Annotated in this window: 15 protein-coding genes; 9 read left to right on the forward strand and 6 right to left on the reverse strand. The window is 71.2% G+C overall.

What is annotated here, in order from left to right; genetic code table 11:
* Window positions 1-293: 293 nt before the first annotated feature.
* The gene (locus FNH05_RS00955; RefSeq protein WP_144584894.1) at window positions 294-962 is read right to left on the reverse strand and encodes a TetR/AcrR family transcriptional regulator; all 669 of its coding nucleotides are present in this window, start codon (window positions 960-962) and stop codon (window positions 294-296) included.
* Window positions 963-1,033: 71 nt separating this feature from the next.
* Here FNH05_RS00955 and FNH05_RS00960 point away from each other — a divergent pair, with 71 nt between their 5' ends.
* Entirely contained in the window at window positions 1,034-1,894 is an 861-nt protein-coding gene (locus FNH05_RS00960) for a haloalkane dehalogenase (protein WP_144584896.1), read from the forward strand.
* A 12-nt stretch (window positions 1,895-1,906) separates the two neighbouring features.
* Here the strand turns inward: FNH05_RS00960 and FNH05_RS00965 are convergent, their stop codons facing one another.
* Window positions 1,907-2,281 carry a winged helix-turn-helix transcriptional regulator gene (locus FNH05_RS00965; RefSeq protein ID WP_144584898.1) on the reverse strand — a complete coding sequence of 125 codons (375 nt, stop codon included), beginning with the start codon at window positions 2,279-2,281 and terminating at the stop codon, window positions 1,907-1,909.
* Between the two features lie 82 nt (window positions 2,282-2,363).
* Here FNH05_RS00965 and FNH05_RS00970 point away from each other — a divergent pair, with 82 nt between their 5' ends.
* From FNH05_RS00970 to FNH05_RS00980, 3 genes are all read left to right on the forward strand, one after another.
* Complete coding sequence (locus tag FNH05_RS00970) at window positions 2,364-2,774, forward strand: RidA family protein (RefSeq protein WP_144584900.1); 411 nt, start codon at window positions 2,364-2,366, stop codon at window positions 2,772-2,774.
* 224 nt (window positions 2,775-2,998) lie between these two features.
* On the forward strand, window positions 2,999-3,370 hold the full coding sequence (locus FNH05_RS00975) for a hypothetical protein (protein WP_144584902.1): 372 nt from the start codon (window positions 2,999-3,001) through the stop codon (window positions 3,368-3,370).
* Between the two features lie 76 nt (window positions 3,371-3,446).
* Complete coding sequence (locus tag FNH05_RS00980) at window positions 3,447-4,409, forward strand: TAXI family TRAP transporter solute-binding subunit (protein WP_144584904.1); 963 nt, start codon at window positions 3,447-3,449, stop codon at window positions 4,407-4,409.
* On the opposite strand, the gene FNH05_RS00985 is transcribed toward FNH05_RS00980, so the two are convergent.
* The 3 genes from FNH05_RS00985 to FNH05_RS00995 form a co-directional block, all read right to left on the reverse strand.
* On the reverse strand, window positions 4,394-5,803 hold the full coding sequence (locus FNH05_RS00985) for a sensor histidine kinase (RefSeq protein ID WP_144584906.1): 1,410 nt from the start codon (window positions 5,801-5,803) through the stop codon (window positions 4,394-4,396). The genes FNH05_RS00980 and FNH05_RS00985 overlap by 16 nt on opposite strands.
* Before the next feature lie 7 nt (window positions 5,804-5,810).
* Window positions 5,811-6,497, reverse strand: coding sequence for a response regulator transcription factor (locus FNH05_RS00990; protein ID WP_144584908.1), 687 nt, complete (start codon window positions 6,495-6,497; stop codon window positions 5,811-5,813).
* A 97-nt stretch (window positions 6,498-6,594) separates the two neighbouring features.
* Window positions 6,595-11,349: an NAD-glutamate dehydrogenase gene (locus tag FNH05_RS00995; RefSeq protein WP_144584910.1), complete on the reverse strand. Its 4,755-nt coding sequence runs from the start codon at window positions 11,347-11,349 to the stop codon at window positions 6,595-6,597.
* Between the two features lie 257 nt (window positions 11,350-11,606).
* Between FNH05_RS00995 and FNH05_RS01000 the strand changes: the two genes are divergently transcribed.
* Together FNH05_RS01000 and FNH05_RS01005 are read left to right on the forward strand one after the other, a co-directional pair.
* Window positions 11,607-13,094, forward strand: coding sequence for an amino acid permease (locus FNH05_RS01000; RefSeq protein ID WP_144584912.1), 1,488 nt, complete (start codon window positions 11,607-11,609; stop codon window positions 13,092-13,094).
* Window positions 13,095-13,260: 166 nt separating this feature from the next.
* Window positions 13,261-13,884: a helix-turn-helix transcriptional regulator gene (locus FNH05_RS01005; protein ID WP_144584914.1), complete on the forward strand. Its 624-nt coding sequence runs from the start codon at window positions 13,261-13,263 to the stop codon at window positions 13,882-13,884.
* 98 nt (window positions 13,885-13,982) lie between these two features.
* Here FNH05_RS01005 and FNH05_RS01010 read toward each other — a convergent pair whose 3' ends face one another.
* On the reverse strand, window positions 13,983-14,549 hold the full coding sequence (locus FNH05_RS01010) for a helix-turn-helix transcriptional regulator (protein ID WP_246127403.1): 567 nt from the start codon (window positions 14,547-14,549) through the stop codon (window positions 13,983-13,985).
* Window positions 14,550-14,716: 167 nt separating this feature from the next.
* Between FNH05_RS01010 and FNH05_RS01015 the strand changes: the two genes are divergently transcribed.
* The 3 genes from FNH05_RS01015 to FNH05_RS01025 all read left to right on the forward strand — a co-directional run bounded on the left by FNH05_RS01015 (window position 14,717) and on the right by FNH05_RS01025 (window position 22,398).
* Window positions 14,717-16,993, forward strand: a complete 2,277-nt coding sequence (locus FNH05_RS01015) for an ATP-binding protein (protein ID WP_144584918.1) — start codon at window positions 14,717-14,719, stop codon at window positions 16,991-16,993.
* A gap of 316 nt (window positions 16,994-17,309) precedes the next feature.
* Window positions 17,310-19,967: a helix-turn-helix transcriptional regulator gene (locus FNH05_RS39020; RefSeq protein ID WP_246127404.1), complete on the forward strand. Its 2,658-nt coding sequence runs from the start codon at window positions 17,310-17,312 to the stop codon at window positions 19,965-19,967.
* A 40-nt stretch (window positions 19,968-20,007) separates the two neighbouring features.
* Window positions 20,008-22,398, forward strand: a complete 2,391-nt coding sequence (locus FNH05_RS01025; protein WP_144584920.1) for a right-handed parallel beta-helix repeat-containing protein — start codon at window positions 20,008-20,010, stop codon at window positions 22,396-22,398.
* The last annotated feature ends 36 nt before the right edge of the window (window positions 22,399-22,434 follow it).

Genomic DNA, 22,434 nt, shown 5'->3' on the forward strand with positions numbered 1-22,434 from the left:
AGACGTCGAGGAAGCCGCAGCGGCCCGAGGGCGGGTCCTGGTTCGCGTTCGGTGTCGGATGCGGCCGAGCCCGGCAGGCACCCTTCGGCGAGCGGTGGGACCAGCCGGGCGGCGGATTCCCCGCATGTTCGGTCGCGAATACTGTCCAACGCGTCGGCGCCCACCGTTATGACGACCACCAGTCATGATTCTCACCGTGCCATAATCGGCACCTCTCGTGGCCAGTTTCCGAACAGTTCAACCGATAGCGGACTGGGCCGCGGGAAATCTTGGGCGAGGCTGACACCGGGCACTCAGGATCCGGGGTGACCAGGGCGCCGCCGCGGATGCGTTGGTGAGGAGGGGCGAGGAGGGCTGCTCTGGCGTAGCGAGGTGCCGTGTAGGTAGGCGGCGAGAATGGTTTCCAGCGAAATGGTCTCGTCGATGGCCGTTCGGTGGAACACCAGGGAGTCCGTGAGGGCGATCAGTTCCTCGACCCGGTCGTCCGAGTTGGGGAGACCTGCGCTGGCGAGGGCTGACGCCGTCACTTGCCGGGCTATGGCGTGGAGCTCGGATTGCGTGGTCAGCTTGTGCCGAAGAAGGGGCGCGTCGTCGAGTTCGAGGATGAGTGCGTAGCGGGCCCTCATGTCGTCGCGCCGTGCCGCGAGGGTCTCAACCAGTCCTGCGATCATTGCGGCAAGATCCGCGATGTCGAGCCGGTGTCCGCTCTCGAACGCCGTGTTCAGGGAGTCCGCGAGCTTTCTGGCGTCGGCCGTCGAACGTTCGGCGAGTGCGTTGACGATAAGTTCGAGTAGCGCGAGGCGCGTCTTCGCATGATAAGAGGTCGAGCCTTGGGGGATCCCCGCCTCATTGTCGACGGCTCGGTGCGTCAGGGCGCGAACGCCGTCACGGGCGATGATGCGGATGCCGCTCTCGGCGATCGCCTCCCGCCGCTCACTGCCACTCGCCGCATTCGTAGACATGACCCGATGCTACAGGTGTAGAGTTCTGGTCGCGGAAGCTCTACATCTGTAGTGAACGGCGGGAGAGTGCCATGATGATCGACTTCGTTCCCGACGGGAACCTGTACCCCTTCGAGTCGCGCTGGTTCGACTCGTCGGTCGGTCGCCTTCACTACATCGATGAAGGGACCGGGCCTGCGTTGCTGTTCTGCCACGGCTCTCCGACCTGGAGTTTCCTCTACCGCCACCTGGTGAAGGGCCTGCGTGACCGGTACCGGTGCATCGCCGTGGACTACCTGGGCTTCGGGTTGTCCGAACGGCCCCGGAACTTCGGCTACACGATTGCCGAGCACACGACGGTCCTCGGCGAACTGATCGACCATCTGCAGCTGGACGGATTCATCGTCATGGGGCAGGACTGGGGTGGCCCGATCGGGCTGGGTGCGGCAAGCGCGCGGGCCGATCGAGTCGGCGGAATCGTGCTGGGCAACACCGTCTTCTGGCCGATCGAACCGTGGGCGAACCGGGCATTCAGTGTGATCATGAGCAGCCGCCCCGCGCAGCGGCGCATACTCGACCGGAACCTTCTCGTGGAGCAGTTCCTGCTGGGGAGATCCGGTCCCACACTGACCGCGGCGGAGGCCGACCACTACCGCATGGTGCAGCCCACGCGAGACGCGCGGCGCGGCCTCGCGGTCATGCCCAGGGAGATCCGTGCGGCCCGCCCCCTGCTGGACCGGCTCGCCGAGGACGTGCCCGCCCTCCTCGGTGACAAACCGACCCTGGCGGTGTGGGGAATGCGGGACATGGTGTTCCGGCCGAAGGCGTGCCTCCCGCGGATTCGCGCCTCGTTCACCGATCTCGAGGTCGTCGAACTCCCGCAGGCGCGGCACTTCATCCAGGAAGAAGCGCCAGAGCAGATCATGTCGGCGATCGCCCACCGGTTCTCCTGAACCCTCGTCTGGTCACGTCTCCGTGAGGTCGAACGTTCGGCGCGCGCGTTGGATCTCGGGCATGTGAGTCGCGGCCCAGTCCAGCAGTACGTCGACGGGGTGCCGCAGGGTCTTGCCCAGTGGAGTGATCCGGTACTCGACGGCGACGGGGCGGGAACTGAGCAGCACGCGCTCGACGATGCCGTTGCGCTCGAGCCGCCGGAGAGTCGCGGTGAGCGATTTCTGCGTTACTGCGGGGATGCAGCGGCGGAGGTCGTTGAAACGGCAGGGCCGTTCACAGAGTTCGTTGAGGATGCTCAGCGACCATTTGTCCAGCACCTGGTCCAGGAGTTCTCGATGCGGCGCTGACACTTTGAGCTCGCCCTCGGGGGCGTCCGCGGTATCCATGGCGAAACCTGGTCTCCTTGAAGTGTCCTTTGTGTACCAGGTATCAAACATATACCCCTGTAGTCGAAAATGAGGAGACCCGATGTCCGTCCGCGGTTTCACCCCCAGCGGCATGACGCAGCCCACCCCGTACCACCACGTCGCCGTCGGCGCCGGTACGCGTCACGTACACGTCAGCGGCCAGATCGCCCGCACCGCGGACGGGACCCCGGTGGCTCCGGGCGACCTCGCCGGGCAGGTCGCGCAGGCACTGCGCAATACCGCGACAGGTCTTGCGGGTGCGGGTGCGACCTTCGACGACGTGCTGCGGCTGACGTTCTACGTCACGCAGTGGGCACCCGAGAAGATCGACGCATTCATGGCGGGTGTCGAACAGGTCGCCGGGGAGATCGGCCTGAGCCTGCCGCTTCCCCCCGCATCGCTGATCGGGGTCGACTACCTCTTCGAGCCCGACGTGCTCGTCGAAGTCGAGGCGACCGCCATCGTCGACTGAGCCGGTTTCATCCCCGCCGACGCCGCGCCGGTGCACCGGCGCGGCGTCGGCCGTTCGGCCAGTGCGCCATCACAGGTTTCGTCGCCCGTCGTCCACCGGGTGAACACCGGTAATCTGGGGCAGGATCTGCCGCGCGAAAAGGCGATATCGGTGGCGATGGCCCGCGGCACCGGGACGTAGCGGCTATCCGTGGGAGGCGGTAGCCGCGCGAAAGGGGATCACCGGTGGACGGGGTGCCGGCCGAAGAACTGCAAAAGGCGTTGGAGCTCGAGGGGAATGTCGTCGGCAACATGCTGATGTCGAATCTCGACGACAGTTCCGCACTCGAGATGGCGGCGCGCCTGGACCGCTGCGTGGACAACCTGCTCTACGGCGTGCGCACCCAGCGCACACCGCACTCGCGCAGCGTCTACGTCGACCTGCTGACGGGCCTGGCGCTGACGGCCGAAACCCTGCGCACGAGATCCAGGGGCGACCAGGCGGCCGCGGACCGGCACGCGGCGATGGCCTCCCAGTGCCTGGCCAGAGTCAGCATGAACGAGATCCTCCCCGGCAGGCACACCGGCCGGACCGGGGACGGCGGCCCGTTCGTCTGAAGCCCGCGGCGTGGCTTCCCCTTCGGACGCCGAGATCCCACTTCCGGGCGGCGTGTCCAACCGGGATGATGGTTCGATGACGCGCACACCGGGCCGGTCGAAGCCGCAGGTGGGCAGACGGACGGTGCTGACGGCGGCCGGTGCGTTCCTGCTCGCCGCCTGTGGTGCCCGGTTCGACGGGCAGCGGCTCACCATCACCACCGGCAGCGCCGGGGCCGTCTACAACCAGCTCGGCCAGGCGCTCGCCGCTTCCTGGGCCGCCGAACTCGGTTTCCAACCGCAGGTGCTGACCAGCGCGGGTTCCGGGCAGAACCTGGACCGGCTGCTGGCCGGCGCCGCGGACGTGGGGATCTCCGCCGCCGACGCGGCCGCCACCCGGGCGGCGGAGTCCGGTGGCGGGCGCCTGCGGGCACTGGCCCGCATGCACGACGACTACGTGCAGCTGGTCGTGCCGGCCGCGTCGACCATCGTCCGGCCCGCCGACCTGCGGGGCAGGCGGGTTTCGGTGGGGCCGCCGGACTCCGGCGTCCGGCTCATCGCCGACCGGACGCTGTCCGTGCTCCGGCTGTCCGGCGGAGCCGATCTCGAACGCCACGAGCTCGCCATCGACGCCGCCGCCGACGCACTGTCGCGCGGCGAGATCGACGCGTTCTTCTGGTCGGGCGGCCTGCCCACCGAACAGGTCGGCGCGCTGGCGCGGCGGCTGCCGATCCGCGTCGTCGACCTGGCCGAGGTGCTGCCGGTCCTGTTCCAGGAGTACGAGGTCTACCAGTCGGCGACGCTGCCCGCGTCGCCGTACCGGCTGCCGAACGCCGTGACGACGCTGCTGGTGCCCAACCTCCTGCTGGTCACCGACCGGATGAGCGACACGATCGCCGAGGCCCTCACCGGCGGCGTGTTCGAGGCCCAGTCCGCGCTCGCCGCGGCCAACCGCGCGGCTCGTTCCATCGATGTGCGGTCGGGCATCGAAACGGTGCCGATCCTGCTGCACCCCGGCGCGCAGGCGTACTACCGGTCGGCGCACTACACGAGCGGCTGAGCGGGCAGTTCCACCGTGATCCGCAGACCGCCGCCCTCGGGCAGATCCAGCCGGAGCCGCCCGGCGGACCGCTCGGCGATCTGCGCGACGATCGCCATCCCCAGCCCGGAGCCCGCCACGTTCTGCTGGCGCGGGCTGCGCCAGAACCGGTCGGTGATCCGGTCGAGTTCCTCCGGTTCGACCCCGGGGCCGTGGTCGCGGACCGCGATGGCCACCATCGCCCCGGTCCGGTACGCGCTCACCTCCACGCCGGCGTCACCGTCCGCGGGCACGTGCCCCTCGCTGAACTTCAGCGCGTTGTCCAGCAAGGCGTCCAGAATGCCGTCGACAGCGTGTGGCACGGCGTGCACGGACAGACCGTCCGGGATGTCGGCGCGCAACTCGACGTCCCGCGATGCCGCCACCGGGCGCCACGCCGCGACCCGTTCGCTGAGCGCCGCGCTGGCGTCGATCGTCACCGGGGCGCCGGACATCGCCTCCCGTCTGGCGAGCGTCAGCAGGGCGTCCAGCACATCGTTGAGCCGCCGCGCCTCGGTGCGGGCGGCTTCGTAGTCGGACAACGCCTCCTCGGCGACCATCTCGTCGAGGTTCTGCAGCCGGAGGTTGAGTGCGGTCAACGGGTTCCGCAGCTGGTGCGAGGCGTCGGCGACGAAGGCGCGTTGCGCGGCGAGCAACTCGGTCACGCTGGTGGCCATGGAGTCGAACGACTCCGCCAGCTTGCGCAGTTCCGGCGGACCCGAGCGCAGGGCCGCCTGCGGCGGGGTACCGCCCCGGACGGCCGCCTCGGCGACCCGCCCGGCCGCCTCGTCGAGCCTGCGGATGGGACGCAGGATCCACTGCACGACCGGCAACGCGAGCAGGGTCGCCAGCACCAATGCCACCACGCCGCCCGCCAGGACGAACGCCCACTGCACGAGGACCTTCTCGCCCAGCGCGTCCGTGGGCGAGACGGTGAGGACCGCACCCCGAACCTCGCCGTCGGCCATCACCGGTTCGGCCAGCAGCATCGGGCGTGAGTCCCAGGGCAGGAACAGGCTCGGGGGCTCCGGCTGCCGCCCGGCCAGTGCCTCGCCGAGGCGGGCCGCGATCGAGGCGTCGGTCACCGCCGGGGCGGTGGGACTCGACACCAGCGGGGTGCCGTCCCGGTCGACCATGGTGGACGAGAGGCCGTAAACCTCCTGGTAGCGCTGCAGCACCTTCCTCATGTGCGGCTCGTCCTGCCCGTTCAGCACGAGGTTCTGCGCCAGGGAGGCGAGCCGCTCGGTGATCGTGAGCCGGTCGAGGAACATGCGCTGCTGCTCGCCGCTCGCCAGGCTCAGCGCCAGCGGGATACCCAGGCCCAGCAGTACCAGCACCACCAGCGACAGCACGACCGGCAACAATCGGGATCGCACGGCGGCCTCAGCGGGCCGGCGAGGCGCCGGAGGCGGGCTGCGCCAGGCGGTAGCCCACGCCCCGGACCGTCACGATCAGCCCGGGCCGGTCCAGTTTCGTCCGCAACGTGGCCACGTGCACGTCGAGCGTGCGGTTCGCGCCCGCCCACGTCTTGCCCCAGACCTCGGCGATCAACTGGTCGCGCGGGCACACCGCGCCGTCGGCGCCCGCGATGATGGCCAGCAGCTCGAACTCCTTGCGGGCCAAGGACACCGGACGGCCGCCCACCGACACCTGGTGCCCGGGCAGGTCGATCTCCACGTCGGCGAACCGGATCCGCTCCGGTGGCCCCGGCCGCACGGTGTTGCGCCGCCGCAGCACGGCGTGGATCCGCGCGACGAGCTCGTCGACGTCGAACGGCTTGACCAGGTAGTCGTCGGCACCCGAGCGCAGCCCGAGGATCCGGTCGTCCACCTGCCCCTTCGCGGACACCACCAGGATGGCGACGTCGCCGCTGTTCCTGATGGACCGGCACAGGTCGAAGCCGTTCACGTCCGGCAGCCCGAGGTCGAGCAGGACGACGTCCGCCGCCCCGACCTTGGTCATCGCCGCCCGGCCGGTGGGTGCCCAGTCGGCCGCGATCCCGCGGCGCGCGAGCGCCGACCGGATCGCCGCCGCCACCCGGGCGTCGTCCTCTACCAGCAGCACTCGCACCTACGATCCTTCCGACACCGCAGATCTTTGCGGTACGGGCGGGCCGGGGCAACCCATCCGGCCTGGTCTGCCCAAGCAATCGGCGTTCGCTGTCCGTTCACCCGGCCAGTGCCCGGATCTGGTTGACGGCCGCGGTCACCGCGGGCAGGTCGGCCCGCCCCGATTCGCCGACCTCGGCGAGCGCTCGCCGGACCCGGGCCAGGCGCGCCGCCTCGGCGTGCTCCCACGCGGCGATGTGCTGGTCGGCGGTACGACCGGGCGTGGCGCCTGCGGCGATCGCGAACGTGATCGCGCGGAGGGAGTCGTACAGGTCGTCCCGCAGGGACAGCCGGGCCAGCGCATGCCAGCGATCCCCGTGCGGCAGCGCGCCGACGGCCTCGAGCAGGCGGTCCACGCCGAGGTGGTCGGACAGCGCGTAGTACAGCTCCGCCGTCGCCTCCGCCGAGCCGCCTTCGATCCGTTCGGTGACCTCGGCGATGTCCAGCAGCGGGTAGGCGGCCAGCAGACCGGGGATCCGGCCGGCCAGCGCCTCCGGGACGCCGTCGGCCAGCAGGCGCTGCGCCCCCTGCTCCAGTTCCGCGCGCACCCGGCCCCGGACCAGGGTGTTCAGCCGGGCGGCGAGCCTGCCGACGACGGGGCGGAACCGCTCGATCTCGGTGCCGACGTCCAGCGGCTGCGACCGGCGGCGCAGCATCCAGCGTGACGCGCGGTCCAGCAGGCGGCGGGATTCCAGCAGCAGCCTGTCGGTGGTCTTCGTGGGCAGTCCGGCGCCCTCGGCACCCTCGGTGTCGATCTGCTGCCACAGCGCGCCCAGGTCGTACACCGCGGAGACGACGGTGAAGGCGCGAACCGCGTCGGCGGGTTCGACGGCCATCTCCTCGGCGAGGCGGAAGGTGTAGGACAGGCCCGCGTTGTCGACTACCTCGTTCACCAGCAGTGTCGCCTCAATCTCCCGCCGCAGCGGGTGCCGCCGGATCGAGCCGCCGAAGCGCTGCCGCAGCGGCTGGGGGAAGTAGGCGGGTACCCGCCGGGTGAAGACCTCCTCGTCGAGCAGGTCGCTCGCCAGGATGTCCTTCTTGAGCCCGAGTTTGACGTGCGCCAGCAGCGTCGCCAGCTCCGGCGAGCTGAGTCCCTGCCCCTCCCGCTCCATCGCGGCCAACTGCCCGGGAGCGGGCAGGACCTCGAGGCGCCGGTCGAGGCCGTGGCGCCGCTCCAGATCCGCGATCAGCCGCGCGTGCACCGGGAGCATCGCCGTCGCGTGCGAGCGGCTGACGCCCAGCACCCGGTTCTGCCGCCGGTTGTTGGCCAGCACCAGTTCCGCGACGTCGCCGGTCAGTGCGGCCAGCCGGGCGTTGCGGTCCGTCCCGGACAGGGCGGCCTTCGCCACCGCCAGGTCCAGCATGATCTTGATGTTCACCTCGTGGTCGGAGCAGTCGACCCCGGCCGAGTTGTCCAGCGCGTCGGTGTTGACCTTGCCGCCCGCCCGGGCGAACTCGATACGCCCCTGCTGGGTCAGTCCGAGGTTGCCGCCTTCGGCCACCACGCGGGCGCGCACCTCGTTGCCGTCCACGCGCACCGCGTCGTTGGCCTTGTCGCGCACCTCGGCGTGGGACTCCGCCGTGCCCTTGACGTAGGTGCCGATCCCGCCGTTCCACAGCAGGTCCACGGGGGCCAGCAGGATCGCCTTGACGAGTTCGGCGGGGGAGAGCGGCCCGGGCAGGTCGCCGAGACCGAGCGCCGCGCGGACGTGGTCGTTGAGCGGGATCGCCTTGACATCCCGCGGCCACACCCCGCCGCCCGCGCTGAGCAGGCTCCGGTCGTAGTCGGCCCACGACGAGCGGGGCAGCCGGAAGAGGCGCTGCCGTTCGGCGAAGGACCGCTCCGCGTCGGGCTCCGGGTCGAGGAACACGTGCCGGTGGTCGAACGCCGCCACGAGGCGGATGTGCCGGGACAGCAGCATCCCGTTGCCGAACACGTCACCCGACATGTCGCCGATCCCGACGACCGTGAAGTCGTCGTGGTCCGGATCGAGGCCCAGCTCGCGGAAGTTCCGCCGCACGCTTTCCCAGGCACCACGGGCGGTGATCCCCATCGCCTTGTGGTCGTAGCCGACCGAACCGCCGGAGGCGAACGCGTCGCCCAGCCAGAACCCGTGGGCGGCGGCCACCTCGTTCGCCGCGTCCGAGAACGTCGCCGTGCCCTTGTCGGCGGCGACCACGAGGTAGGTGTCGTCCCCGTCGTGCCGCACCACGCGCGCGGGCGGGACGGTCCGCCCGCGCACCACGTTGTCCGTGACGTCGAGCAGACCGGACACGAACATCCGGTAGCAGGCAAGGGCTTCGGCCGCCAGCGCCTCCCGGTTGCCCGACGGCGGCCGCTTGAGCACGAACCCGCCCTTGGCGCCCACCGGGACGATCACCGCGTTCTTCGCCGCCTGCGCCTTGACCAGGCCCAGGATCTCGGTGCGGTAGTCCTCGCGCCGGTCGGACCAGCGCAGGCCGCCCCGGGCCACCGGGCCGTATCGCAGGTGCACGCCCTCGACCCGGGGCGAGTACACGAAGGTCTCCCGGTGCGGCCGCGGCTGGGGAAGCCCGGGCACCGCCTGGGGATCGAGCTTCAGCGTCAGCACGGGGTCAGCCGCGCCCGGCACCGGGGACCGGAAGTAGCTGGTCCGCACCGTGGCGTTGATCAGTGCGAGATACCCGCGCAGGATCCGGTCGGCGTCCAGTGTGGACACCTCGTCGATCAGCCGCCCGACCTCGGCGGTGAGTTCACCGGTCCGTTGTGGACGCTCCGGTTCGGGTAGCTCCGGGTCGAACCGCGCTTCGAACAACCGGACCAGCGCGACGACCGTGCCGGGGTGCGCGATCAACGTTTCCTGCAGGTAACTCTGGCTGTACCTGGTGCCGGCCTGCCGCAGGTACGCGGCATAGGCACGCAGGAGGGCGGCCTGGCGCCAGGTCAGGCCCGCGTACGGCACGAGCGCGTTGAACCGGTCCGATTCCGCGTCACCGCGCCACACCGCGGTGAAGGCGTCCTCGAACCGCTCGCGCGCCCCCGGGTCCTGCCACCCGCCCGCGCGGTCGATCGTGAGGCCGAAATCGAACACCCGCCGTTCGGCGCCGTCCCAACCGATCTCGTACGGCCGTTCGTCGACGACTTCGACGCCAAGGTGTTGCAGCATCGGCAGCACGGCCGACAGCGTGATCCGCCGCCCCGACAGGTAGAGCTTGAAACCCGCTTCGCCCGCGGCCGCCCCGGGCGGCAGGTAGAGCGACACCGCGAGATCGCCCTCACCGGACAGGTCACGCAACCGGCGCAGGTCCGCCAGGCCCACCCGGGCGTCGAAATCCTCCTTGTAAGCCGGGGGAAACGCGTCGGCGTAGCGGCGGGCGAGCTCTGCCGTCACCTCTCCCGCCGCCGGATCGTCCGCTCCGGCGAGTACGGCTTCGATGAGTTGGTCGTCCCAGCCGCGCACGGTGGCCGACAACCGCTCCTGGATCCGGGCGGTGTCGATGTCGGTGTCGGTGTCGGCCGCGGCCGCCGGATCGGTGTGCACGACGAACCGGATCGTGGTCATCGTCGCCGTGGCCGAGCAGGGCTGTTGCTCCACCGACGTGCCCCCCAGCTCGTCGAGCAGCGCGTCCCCCATCGCCGCCCGCGTCGCGGTCGTGCAGTGATCAGTGCCGAGGTGGACCAGGCAGGAGAAGAACCGCCGGTACGGGTCTCGCCGGACGAACAGCCGGAGCCGGTGCCGTTCGGTGGGGACGAGCAGCCCGGTCGCGGCGGCGTGCAGGAACCGCCAGTCCGCGGAGAACAGTTCGCCTCGCGGGAGGTCCTGCAGGATGTTCAGCATCCGACGGCCGGAACGGGAGTCGAGCGGCACCCCGGCGTGGGAGATCGCCCGCCGGACGCGGCCGGCGATCACCGGGATCGCCGACACGTCCTCGTGCCGGGCGGAGCCGGTGAACGCGCCGACGAAACGGTGCCGTCCCCTCGCCTGGCCGTCCGCCGCGAAAGCGGCTACGCCAATGTGGAACGGGGTGTCCGGGCCGTGCACTGTGGACGATCCCGACGCCGCGGCCAGTTCGAGGGGCGGAAGCACCGCCCCGGGTTCGGTGGGGTCCAGGCGGGCGAGCAGGGAATCCTCGCGGCGAAGCAGGCCCAGCCCTGCCCGCGACTCGGGCACCGGACCGGAAACCTCGTCGAAGCGGTAGCCGAGGAACATGAAGTTCCCGTCGGCGAGCCAGCGCAGCAGCGCGGCCGTCTCGGCGTCGGCCGTCTCGGTGGCCACCGCCACCGCGATTTCCCGCATCCGCTCGCCCGATTCGAAGACCTCGCGCACGTCGGCGAGAACCGTGTGCAGGCGCCGGCGCAGCTCCTCGATCTCGGTGGGACCGGCGATCCGGTCGACCTCGACGCTGATCCACGATTCGGTGATCGCGCCCGCGGGCGGCTCCTCCGGATCGGCGTCGGGCAGCACCTCGATCAACTCGCCCGTCCCGTCCCGGCGGGCCACCACGATGGGGTGCACGACGCGGCGGACCCGGGCACCGCCGCGGGCCAGTTCGTCGAGCACCGAGTCGACCAGGCAGGGCATGTCATCGGTCACCACCTGGATCGCGGTGACCGCCTGGGTGCGGCCGTCGCGGGACAGCGACCTGGTGAAAATCCTGAGCACGGGTTCGGCCGGAGTCCGTTGTCGCGCCAGAGCGCGATGCGAGCCCAGCAACGCGGCCAGCTCGTCCTCGCCGGCGGCCGCGCGCTCCTCGGCCGGTAGCCCACGGGAGTAGACCCCCGCCAGCCGGTCGCCCTCAGTATCCGGAATGGACAGTCCCTGGGTCAGGGTCATGACGTCATCGCCTCATCCCACAAGCTTTTCCCGCAAGATGCCAGCTCGGGGCGCCCGGCGACCAGCCTTGTTGGGGGAGACTTGACGTTCGCGGGAACGCGTGCCTAAGCCTCGATCAAGCCAATCTCAAGTCTGCCTCAAGCGGCATTGCCGGGGAGTAACGCCCGCCACACCATGATCGTCCATGGCGCACCGGTCGTCTGCGTCCCGCTTTCCAGTGCGGACGAAAAATCCCTGAATCGCAGAGGAAAGACCGCATGTCCCAAGTTTCCATTCCGGTCGGCGAGACCGCTGCCTCGCAGCGGGCCGCGAAGGACTTCACGCAAGAGGATTCCGGCTACCACAAGGGGCTGAAGAACCGCCAGGTGCAGATGATCGCCATCGGTGGCGCGATCGGCACCGGCCTGTTCCTGGGAGCGGGATCCCGGCTCCACAATGCAGGACCGGCACTGGCCGTGGTGTACGCCGTGGCCGGTGTGTTCGCGTTCATCGTCGTGCGCGCCATGGGCGAACTGGTCATGTACCGCCCGTCCTCGGGATCGTTCGTTTCCTACTCCCGGGAGTTCCTCGGGGAGAAGGCCGCCTACTTCGCCGGCTGGATGTACTTCCTCAACTGGGCCACCAGCGGCATCGCCGACGTGACCGCCGTGGCCAAGTACACCCAGTTCTTCTGGCCCGACCTGCAGCAGTGGATTCCCGCGCTGATCGCGCTGTTCGTGATCCTCGCCGTGAACCTGGTCTCGGTCAAGCTGTTCGGGGAGCTGGAGTTCTGGTTCGCCGCGGTCAAGGTGCTCGCGCTCGTCGGCTTCATGATCTTCGGCATCGTGCTGCTGCTCACCCGGCATCCGGTGGACGGCCACGGCACGGGGCCAAGCCTCGTCTTCGACCACGGCGGCCTCTTCCCGGCCGGTGTGCTGCCCGCGCTGCTCATCCTGCAGGGCGTGGTCTTCGCCTACGCCGGGATCGAGATGGTCGGCGTGACCGCGGGCGAGACCAGCAACCCGCGCAAGGTGATCCCCAAGGCGGTCAACTCGGTCGCGTGGCGGATCGGGATCTTCTACATCGGCTCGGTGCTGCTGCTCGTCATGCTGCTGCCCTGGACTTCCTACCGGAGCGGGGAAAGCCCCTTCGTCACCGTGCTGTCGAAGCTCGGCATGCCCGCGGCGGGCGGCATCATGGACCTGATCGTGCTGACCGCGGCCCTGTCCAGCGTCAACTCCGGGCTCTACTCCACCGGCCGCATCCTCCGTTCGCTGTCGATGGCCGGTTCCGCGCCCAGGTTCACCGCCCGGATGAGCAGGCGCGGTGTGCCCTACGGCGGCGTGCTGCTGACCGCGGGCGTCTACGCGCTGGGAGTCGTGTTGAACCTGGTCATGCCCGGCGAAGCCTTCGAGATCGCGCTGGAGTTCTCCGCCGTCGGTATCATCAGCATGTGGTCGATGATCGTGGTCTGCCACCTGGCGTTGCACCGCAAGGCAAAACGAGGCGAGCTCACCCGCCCGTCCTACCGCCTGCCCGGCGCTCCCTACACCAACTATGTGACGCTCGTGTTTCTGGTGCTGGTGCTGGGAATGAGCTATTTCAACGGTGAGGCGGGCCGGATCCTCATCTACGGCCTGCCCGGCATCGCGGCCCTGCTGGTCGCGGGCTGGTTCCTGGTGCGTGGCAGGGTCCGCCGGATCGCCGCGGCACGCGGGGTGCCTGCCGAAACCCCGGGAACCGCGGGCCTGGAGGGCGCCGGATGAAGGTGATCGGAGAGCATGCGGTGCGGGGAACGGGCGTGAGAAACCCCATCCGGCGGAAAAGAACCGGTCCGGCTCGGGCCTCGGCAGCGTATCATGTGGACAGTCCGTCGCCGGTTCGGCGAACGCCCGTACTCTGTTTCGTCGGCAGGCGGAGAGGGAGGAACTCGTGGAAACGATTCGAGTGACCGTCTGCGCCCTGGACCCGATCACTCGGGCGGGACTCGTCAACTGTCTGCGGCCACGAGCCGACGTGGTCGTCGACGAGTACTCCGACGGCGAGGGCGTCGATGTCTTCGTCGCGGCCTTCGACGAGCTCGGTCCGGCCGCCATCGCCGAACTGCGGGCGGTCACGGCCGAGTCGGGCAAGCCCGTCGTCCTGCTGATGGACGGGGTGGAGGAGGCAGACCTGCTGCCCGCGGTCGACTGCCGGGTGGTCGCGATCCTGCCCAGGGCCGCGGTGACCGACGACCGTCTGCCCCGCGAGATCAGGGCCGCCGCTTCGGGGGAGGCGGGTCTGCGGGCCAGCCTGTTGGGCCGGTTGCTGGCCCACACCGAGCGGCTGCAACGCGAGGTACTCGCGCCGGCCGATGCGGACGAGAACAAGCTCTCGCCGCGGGAGATCGATGTGCTCCGGCTGATGGCCGAGGGAATGGACACCAGCGACATCGCCAGGGAACTGCGGTATTCCGACCGCACCGTGAAGAACATCATCTACACCCTGACCAGCAGGCTGCGGTTGCGGAACCGCTCGCACGCGGTGGCGTACGCCATGCGGGCGGGGCTCATCTGAGTACCGGTCCGGCCGGCCCCGGGATTTCCCGTGGCCGGCGGAACCGGTTTTCCATGACGCGCGAAATCCCTCCGGCCGGAGAGACCACCGGCGCTGATTCAGATCAGGCCATTGCGAATTCCGTGGGCGACGGCGTGCACGCGGTTGTTCAGTCCGAGCCGGGTGAGCATTCCGTGGAGGATGTTCTTCACGGTGCGTTCGGAATACGCCAGAGTCGCGGCGATCTCGCCGGTGTCCAGTCCTTCCGCCAGCAGGCGGAGGACGTCGGTCTCCCGATGGGACAGGCCGCTGAGCGTGAGATCGCGCGGGGCGAGAACCTGTTCGTTCAGCTGGGACAGCGCCCTGAGCAGGCGGCCCAGTTGCTCCGGCGGCAGCGCCGCGTGACCGCGGTACGCGTCGTTGACCGCCCGCAGCAACCGGGCGGTGGTCGCTTCGGCCCGGGGCAGGAGGATGGTCAACCCGCGTTCGATCGCGGTCCACAGCTCCGCCTGGCGGAGCTGGTCGGCGACCAGCACGAGCCTGGTCGACGACGTCAGCAGCTCGCGCAGACCGGTCTCGGCGACGGCGATGACGACGTCTGCCCCGTCCTCGCGCAGCTCGATGCCGGGCTTGTTCCGCAACTCGCCGAGCAGGCCGGCCCGGATGATCGGGTCGATGGCCCGCACAGTCACTCCAATGGGCGAACGGCGCCGTCGAGTCGGGCCGGGACACCCCGGCGCCCATGCGGTTCGGGAGGACATGGCACAAGAAAAGCGGTACAGATCGGCAGGAGACAAGATCGGAAGGGAGGCAGGTTTTCGATGACCGAGTTCTGCCGGTTCAATGGGGCATAGTGGACGAGTCAGACGAGCAGTCTTCGGTGTTCGGTCAGCTCCTGCTGAGCCACCGGCGTGCGGCCGGGCTGAGCCAGTCGGCGCTGGCCCGGCGGTCCGGGGTCAGCATCCGGGCCCTGCGGGACCTCGAACGCGGGCGTGCGCAGGCGGCCCAGCAGCGTTCCGCGGAGGTGCTGGCGGACGCGCTGAACCTGGCAGGCGCCCAGCGTGAACTCTTCCTGAGGGCCGCGAAGGAAGGCCGCCGCCGGGTCCCGAAGGTCTCCGGGGCGGCGGCACCGTGCGTGCTTCCCCCGCGGGTGCCGTCCCTGGTCGGGCGCGAGGATGAGCTGGACCGCCTGCGCTCGGAAGCGGCGGCAGGTGGGGTCGTCGCCATCGTCGGGCACCCCGGCGTCGGCAAGACGGCGCTGGCGATCGCGGCGGCCCACGAGCTGAGCGGCCGGTTCCCGGACGGCTGCTTCGCCATCGACCTGCGTGGTATGGACGACCAGCCGCTCGCCGCCCGCAACGCGCTCGGCCGGCTGCTCCGGGCGCTCGGCGTGGCGCCGACGGAGATCCCGGTGCCCGAATCGGAGCAGGCGAGCCTGCTGCGCATGCTGCTGCACAACCGCCGCGTACTGCTGGTGCTGGACAACGCCTCCGACGAGGCGCACGTCCGCCCGCTGCTGGCGACCGGCCCCGGCTGCCTGACCCTGGTCACCTGCCGCCGTGCGCTCGCCGGACTGGAGTACGCCCGGTGGCTGTGGCTGGACCTGCTGACCCCCGAACACGCCGTCGAGTTGCTGTCGGCGGCCATCGGCGCCGACCGTGTCGAAGCCGAGCGGGCCGCGGCGGCTGAGCTCGTCGAGCTGTGCGGCTGCCTGCCGCTGGCGGTCCGCATCGCGGGCAACCGGCTGGCGAACCGGCCGCACTGGTCGCTCGCCCACCTCGTCGACGAGCTGCGCGACGCCCGGACCAGGCTGAACTCGCTGTCCACCGGTGACCTGCAGCTCCGCTCCGCGTTCGGTATGTCCTACCGCCGCCTTTCGCCCGCGGCGCGGCTGCTGTTCCGCAGGCTGGCCGTCGTTCCCGGGCCGGACTTCGGCCTCGGACTGGCACAGGTCGTAACGGGGAAGAGCGAACCGGAGGTGCGGCTCCAGCTGGAGGAACTCGCCGAGGCAAACCTGGTGCAGGCCACGCAGCGGACCGGACGATTCCAGTTCCACGACCTGATCCGCATCTTCGCCGCCGAGCGCATGGAGGCGGAGGAGGAACCCGCCGAACGGGACCGGCTGATCAACGCCGTGCTCGACCACCTGCTCGGCACGGCGATCTCGGCGGGCCTGATGTTCTTCCCGGACGCCCAGCCGGGCGAGCGGTTCGCCACGCAGGACGACGCGGCCGAGTGGCTGGACCTGGAGGCGGGGAACTGGCTGGCCGCGCAGCACGTGGCGACGCGGCTGGGCCGGGATCGGGACGTGCTGGAGCTGGCCAGGGCGATGCACTGGTACTCGGACAGCCGCTGGCTGCACGGCCCGTGGGACCGCATCTTCGCCCTCGGCGTGGCCGCCGCGCGGGCACTCGGCAGCCGGCAGGAACTGGCGATGATGCTCAACTTCCTCGGCTGGGCGCAGCACGTGTGCCTCGGGGACAACGAGGCGGGCCTCGTGACGCACCAGGAGGCGCTGGCGGTCGCGACCGAAGCGGGGGACCGGCAGGAGCGGGCCTGGGCCCACGCCTACCTCGGCTCCGTGCTGATGCGGCTGGGCAGGCTCGACGAGGCGAGGGAGCACGCGCAGCAGTCCTGCCTGCTGGCCGGGGAGTTCGGGTTCTGGACCATGCAGATCTCGGTGCGGAACCGGCTGGGCCGCGTGCTGCGGGCGATGGGCCGCTACGAGGAGGCCATCGCGGTGCACCGGCGGCTGATCGAGGACGCCGAGCGGCACCAGGACGAGGCGCCGCAGGGGACGCGGCTGTGGATGACCGGGGTCGTCGTCGAGGAGATCGGGCACTCCTTGAAGGGCCTGAAGGAGTGGCGTCAGGCGGCCGAGACCTTCCGGGACGTGCGCTGGGTGTACACCAAGGGCGGTATGCCGAGCCTCGCGGCCGATGCCGCGCTGTACGAGGGATCGGCGTGGCGCGAGGCGGGGGAGTACGCGCGGGCGCGGGAATGCCTGCAACTGGCCCTGGACGCGCTGACCGACTCGATGGTGTGGACCCGCCGGGACGAGGTGCTGGCCGAACTGCGGCGGCTGCCCCCTGCCGACGGTGGCGCCGAAGCGGGCCGGAAGGGCCCATGAGCGAGATCACCCGGGCCGAGCACACGGATGAGTGCCCGAAAGCGCGGTTCCGGCGGGTGGGAATACGATAAGCGGCCGAACCGCCTCGGCCATTGTGACGGCACGCGCCGTGGGAAATGCAGGAATCGTTCCTCCGGGATGCGCTCGGGAATTGCCCGCACGGATTTCCCGGCCATCGGGTTCCGTCGCCGCCGGGGGATGGAGTCTTTCGTGCAGACAAACCGGTTCGTTCGCCTGGACCGCCCTTTCCGCTGTCCGTTCCGCTGTTAGCGTGCACGGCGCAGCCAGCATGATCCGAGCTGGAAGGACAGTCGGAATGGCACGTCAGCGCGCGGAGCTCGCAGGTCGGCAGGACGTGTTCGACGTTCTGCGCTGGGACGGCACGCGCCCGGCGTTCACGCTCGTCCGCGGTGTTTCGGGCAGCGGCAGGACGGCGGTACTCGCCCGCGCCTGCCGGGAACTGCGCGACAGCGGGTTCGTGGTGCTCGAGGTGGCCGGTGCCGGGGAACGTGCCGACTGGGACCTGTTCGGCGTCCGTCCGGTGCTCGGCTCGGTCCGGGAGCAGTTCGAGCAGATCGGTGCCGACCCCCGGCTGGTGGGCGCCATCGACCTCGTCAGCCGCCTGTGCACCGCCGAGGTCTACGCCTCCCCCTGGCAGCGTTCCTCCCTGCTGAGCGCACTGGTCACCCTGTTCGCCCGCATCCGCGCCACCCGGCCGGTCGCGCTGGTCGTCGACGACGCCTGCCGGATCCCGCAGCCCTTGTTCGTGCTCGCCGCGGCGCACCGCGCCGGGTACTTCGTCGTCGCCTCGGCCGAAGCGGACGCGCGCGGCGAGCCGGCGGAACTGGCCGCACTCGCCGACCGCGTGATCGACCTGAGCCCGCTGACCGACGAGGACGTGGACAGCCTGCTCAGGCAGGTCGCCAACGGTCCCGTCGACGAGGCGGCCCGGCGCGCGCTGCGGGACGGCCTCGGCCCCCTGTACGGCAATCCCGGCACGCTGGTGTCCACCGTGGCCGAACTGCGCCGCCGGGACCGGCTGATCGTGGCGGGTGGCAGGCTCTGCCTGCGCGACCCTTCGCGGCCCGTCGGGCTCCCCGCAGGGCACGCGCTGCTCGCCTCCGTCGAGGGCGACGTCGGGCGGAACGTGGTGGTGCTCGCGGCGAGTGAGACCGGCTTCGGCATCGACGACGTCCCGGTGCTCGCCGAAGCCACCGGGCACCCGGTCGCGGACTACGGACGCGCCATCGACCGGCTCGTCGCCGACGGGATCCTGGAGGGCGGGGCCACCGGACGGCTCCGCTGCCGCTGCCCCGCACTGGCCGTCACCGCGGTCGAGGAGATCGGCGAGGACGCGGTGCGGCGGTTGCACCGGGAGATCGCCGTCCGGCTGCTCGACGCGCCCGCTCCGGACGGCCGGGCCAGGTCCTTGCTCGCCGGTCACGTCGCGGCCGCGGGCCGTGCCCTGCCTTCCCGGCCCGGTCTGGTCGCCGTGCTGCGCGACGAGGAGAACCGGATGGGCCCGCTCGACCCGGCCCGGCTCGCCCGGTACCGGTACGCGGCCTGGTGGCATGCGACCGGCACGGACGAGCGAGCGCGGTTGCGGTCCGAAGTGGTGCGCGCGCTGGTGCACGCCGCCGAGTACGCGCGGCTGGCCGAGTTCATCGCCGAGGTGGTCGAGTGCGGCGGTCCGGCCTTCGATTCCGGTGCGCGGGCCGAGCTGTCGGCCGCGGCCGCGCTCGCCGCCATCCATTGTGGACGGCCCGTTCGCCCCTCGGTCCGGCGGGCGCTTTCCGGACCGGGGGACACCGGCGGACCCTTCGCCTTCGCCGACCGCTGGTTCGCGGGAGAGGCGGTGCTCCCGGAGCAGGTGGCGGCCTCGTTCGCGCCGGTATGGCTGCGGCACTGGTCCGCCACGCCGACCATCGACGGCCGGACCCGGCACCGGAAGCAGTCCGGGGCGTCGGTCGAGACCGCGTGCGCACACCGGGATCTCGTGCCGGTCTTCCGGGCCGTGCTCGGCTCCGACTACCGCTCGCCCACCGCGGGACCGGTCGCCGTCCACCACCGGGTCTTCACCGGGTACACCGACGGCGAGTGGGCCTCGGCGCTCAGCGCCGCGCGGGAGCTGGAGCTCACCGGACAGGCCGACGAGCGCGCCCTGTGGTGCGCCCGCATCCTCGCGGCGGAGATGTGCTGGTGGCGCGGCGAGGACCGGCAGGCCAAGGCGTGGCTCGACGCGGTACCTGAGGACTCGCCGTTCCCGGCGATGCGCGCCTGGGTGGCGCTCGGCATGAGGCACCACGCCGGGGACGACGGAGCCTTCGACGAGGGCTGGCGCCAGTACCGCGCGCACGCCGAGGGCGCGGACGAACCCGGCGCGGCCCGGCTGCTGGTGCGCCTCGCCTCGGTCGCGGTCGAGTCCGGCCGGAGCTACCTGGCCCGGACCGTGCTCGGCGAGGTCGAATCCCGGTACGCGGGGCGCGACCGCGGCGACCTGCCCGCCGAGCCGGTACTGCTGGTCCGCGGGCTGGTCGAGGTGGACCCGGTGGCGATCCGGTCCGCCGAGCGGCTCGTGCGCCGCCGCGGCAACCGGCTGGACCTCGCGCTGGCCTGCCAGCTGGTCGGCCGGATCGCCGGGGAGCCCCGGCCCTGGCTGGAGGAGGCCTACCACCTCGCCCGGTCCATCGGCGCCACCCGGCTCGTCGCCAGGACGCGGACCTCACTGAAGTGCACCCAGGCGCCGGCCCCGCCGACCGCCGGACGAGGCCCCGAACTGTCCGATGTGGAGCTGCGGATCATCGAGCTGATCCGGCAGGGCAAGACGAACCGGCAGATCGCGCTGACGCTGCGGGTGAGCGCGAAGACCGTGGAGAAGCACCTCACCAGGCTGTTCGCGAAGGCGGGCTGCCGCACCAGGCACGGGCTGGCCATGTCCGGACTTGGCGGAGGGCTGGAAACGATCGGCGCATGAGGGACGCGTGCACACGAGGCAGTACGGAGGACCCGGGAACGTGAGTCAGAATTCGATCGTGGTCTCCCAGGCGCCCGGCCCGGGATACCGGACCATCGGCGACGCACTCGCCGCCGCGTCCGACGGTGCCGTGATCCTCGTCGGTCCCGGCCGCTACAGCGAGAACCTGATCGTCACCAAGGCGGTCACGATCACCGCCGAGGACGGGCCGGGCACCGTCCAGCTCATCGCCGAGGACGGCATCGCGGTCGTGGTCGACGCGCGGTCGGCCGCCCTGTCGGGGCTCACCGTCGTCTCGTCCGATGAGGACAGTCCGGCCGTCCTCGTGGTACGCGGGCAGTTCAGCGCCACCGAGTGCCTCGTGCGGGCCTCCGCCTGGGCCACGGTGTTCGTCCGCGACCAGGGCACCGTGCTGATGCGCGAGTGCGAGGTCCGCAACGCGGTCGGCGCGGGCGTGGTGGTCACCTCGGCGACGGGCGGGGTGCTCGACTCCTGCCGCGTCGAGGAGGTCGGCACGTCGGGCATCGTGGTCGCCGACGACGGGGTGCTGCTGGCCCGCTCGTGTTCGGTGCGCACGGCGGGCGGCAACGGGATCTGCCTCAACGGCCGGGGCAGGCTCACGGTCGAGGACACCACACTCTCGGCCACCGCGAAACCCGCGGTGGCGGTGGAGCAGGAGGCGGCGCTCACCGCGACCAGGGTCACCGTGAGCGCGGCCGACACGATCGGCATGTACCTCGCCACCAGCGGACCGGTGCTGCTGGAGGACTGCTCGGTGCGTGGCGCCGGTGCCGAAGGGGTGTTCGTGGCCGAGGGCTGCGCCCCGGTCCTGCGGGCCTGCTCGGTGACCGGCACCCGCGGCCGCGGGATGCACTTCGCCGGGCGGTCGGCGGGTACCGTCTCCGGCTGCGACGTGTCCGATGTGGACGGTATCGGGGTGGCGGTGACCGAGCGCGGGGTCACCGAGTTCGACGGGATGACCGTCTCGGGCTGCACCACCGGCGTACGCGTCGAGGAGGGCGCCGACCCGCTGTTCCGCCGCCTGCGGGTGCTCGGCTGCGACGGCGCCGCGATCGAGGTCGACGGGGCCAGGGGCACGCTGGAGAACATCGAGATCGACGGTGGCGGCACCGGGCTGTCCGTGACGGGTTCCGCGCGCGGATCGGTCACCGGCCTCAGCTTGCGCAAGACCGCCGGGGCGGGGGTCAGCGTGACGGGAGCGGCGCTGGCGCTCGCGGACGGTGCGATCGACCGGGCGGGTGCGGACGGCGTGCACGCGGGGGCGGGCGCCGACGTGTCACTGGTGCGCTGCAGGGTGCAGGGCAGTGCGGGCGTCGGCTGCCTGTTCGCCGAGGGCGCGTCGGGATCGGTCACCGACTCCGAGTTCTCCGGCGGCTCGGCGGACGGCATCCGGCTGGACACCGAGGAGTCCGTGCGGGTGTCCGGCTGCACGGTGCGCGACAACCACGGCAGCGGCGTGCGGCAGACCCGGCCGGGCGGCGCGATCGAGGTGCTGGACCTGGTGACCAGCGGCAATCTCGCCCCCGACGCCTACGGCACCGCGGCCACCGCCCCGGCGCCCGCGCCTCAGCGGTCCGAGGCGGCGCAGATCCGGCTCCCGGCCTCCGACCCGCTCGCCGAACTGCAGGCCCTGGTCGGGCTGGCCGGGGTGAAGGCCGAGGTCACCTCCCTGATCAACCTCAACAAGATGGCCAAGCGCAGGCTGGACGCCGGGCTGTCCGCCCCGCCCATGGCCCGGCACCTGGTCTTCGCCGGGGCGCCCGGCACCGGCAAGACGACGGTCGCCCGCCTCTACGGGCAGATCCTGGCCCAGCTCGGGGTGCTGCGGCAGGGGCACCTGGTCGAGGTGGCCAGGGCGGATCTGGTCGCCCAGATCATCGGTGGCACGGCCATCAAGACCACCGAGGCGTTCAACACCGCGCTCGGCGGCGTGCTGTTCATCGACGAGGCGTACACCCTCAGCACCGGGGGTGGCGGCACCGGGCCGGACTTCGGGCGGGAAGCGATCGACACGCTCGTGAAGCTGATGGAGGACCACCGCGACGACGTGGTGGTGATCGCGGCCGGTTACTCGGCGGAGATGAAGGAGTTCCTGGAATCCAACCCGGGCATGGAATCCCGCTTCAGCCGCACGATCGAGTTCGCCAACTACACCGCCGAGGAACTGGTGACCATCGTGCGCGCGCAGTGCGCCAAACACGACTACCGGCTCGACGACGCCGCCGGTGAAGTTCTGCTGCGGTACTTCGAAGAGATCCCCAAGGACGGGACGTTCGGCAACGGGCGAACCGCCAGGCGGGTGTTCGAGCGGATGACGGACCGGCAGGCGTCGAGGCTGGCGGCGGCGACCGCCGTGGCTCCCGCCGACCTCACGCTGCTCACGGTGGATGACGTCCAGGTCAATGTCTGACGAGGAATCGGTGCTGGTCGCCGACGTGCTCGACGG

Origin of the sequence: Amycolatopsis rhizosphaerae (genome assembly GCF_007713715.1) — a bacterium.
GTDB classification, from domain to species: Bacteria; Actinomycetota; Actinomycetes; order Mycobacteriales; family Pseudonocardiaceae; genus Amycolatopsis_E; species Amycolatopsis_E rhizosphaerae.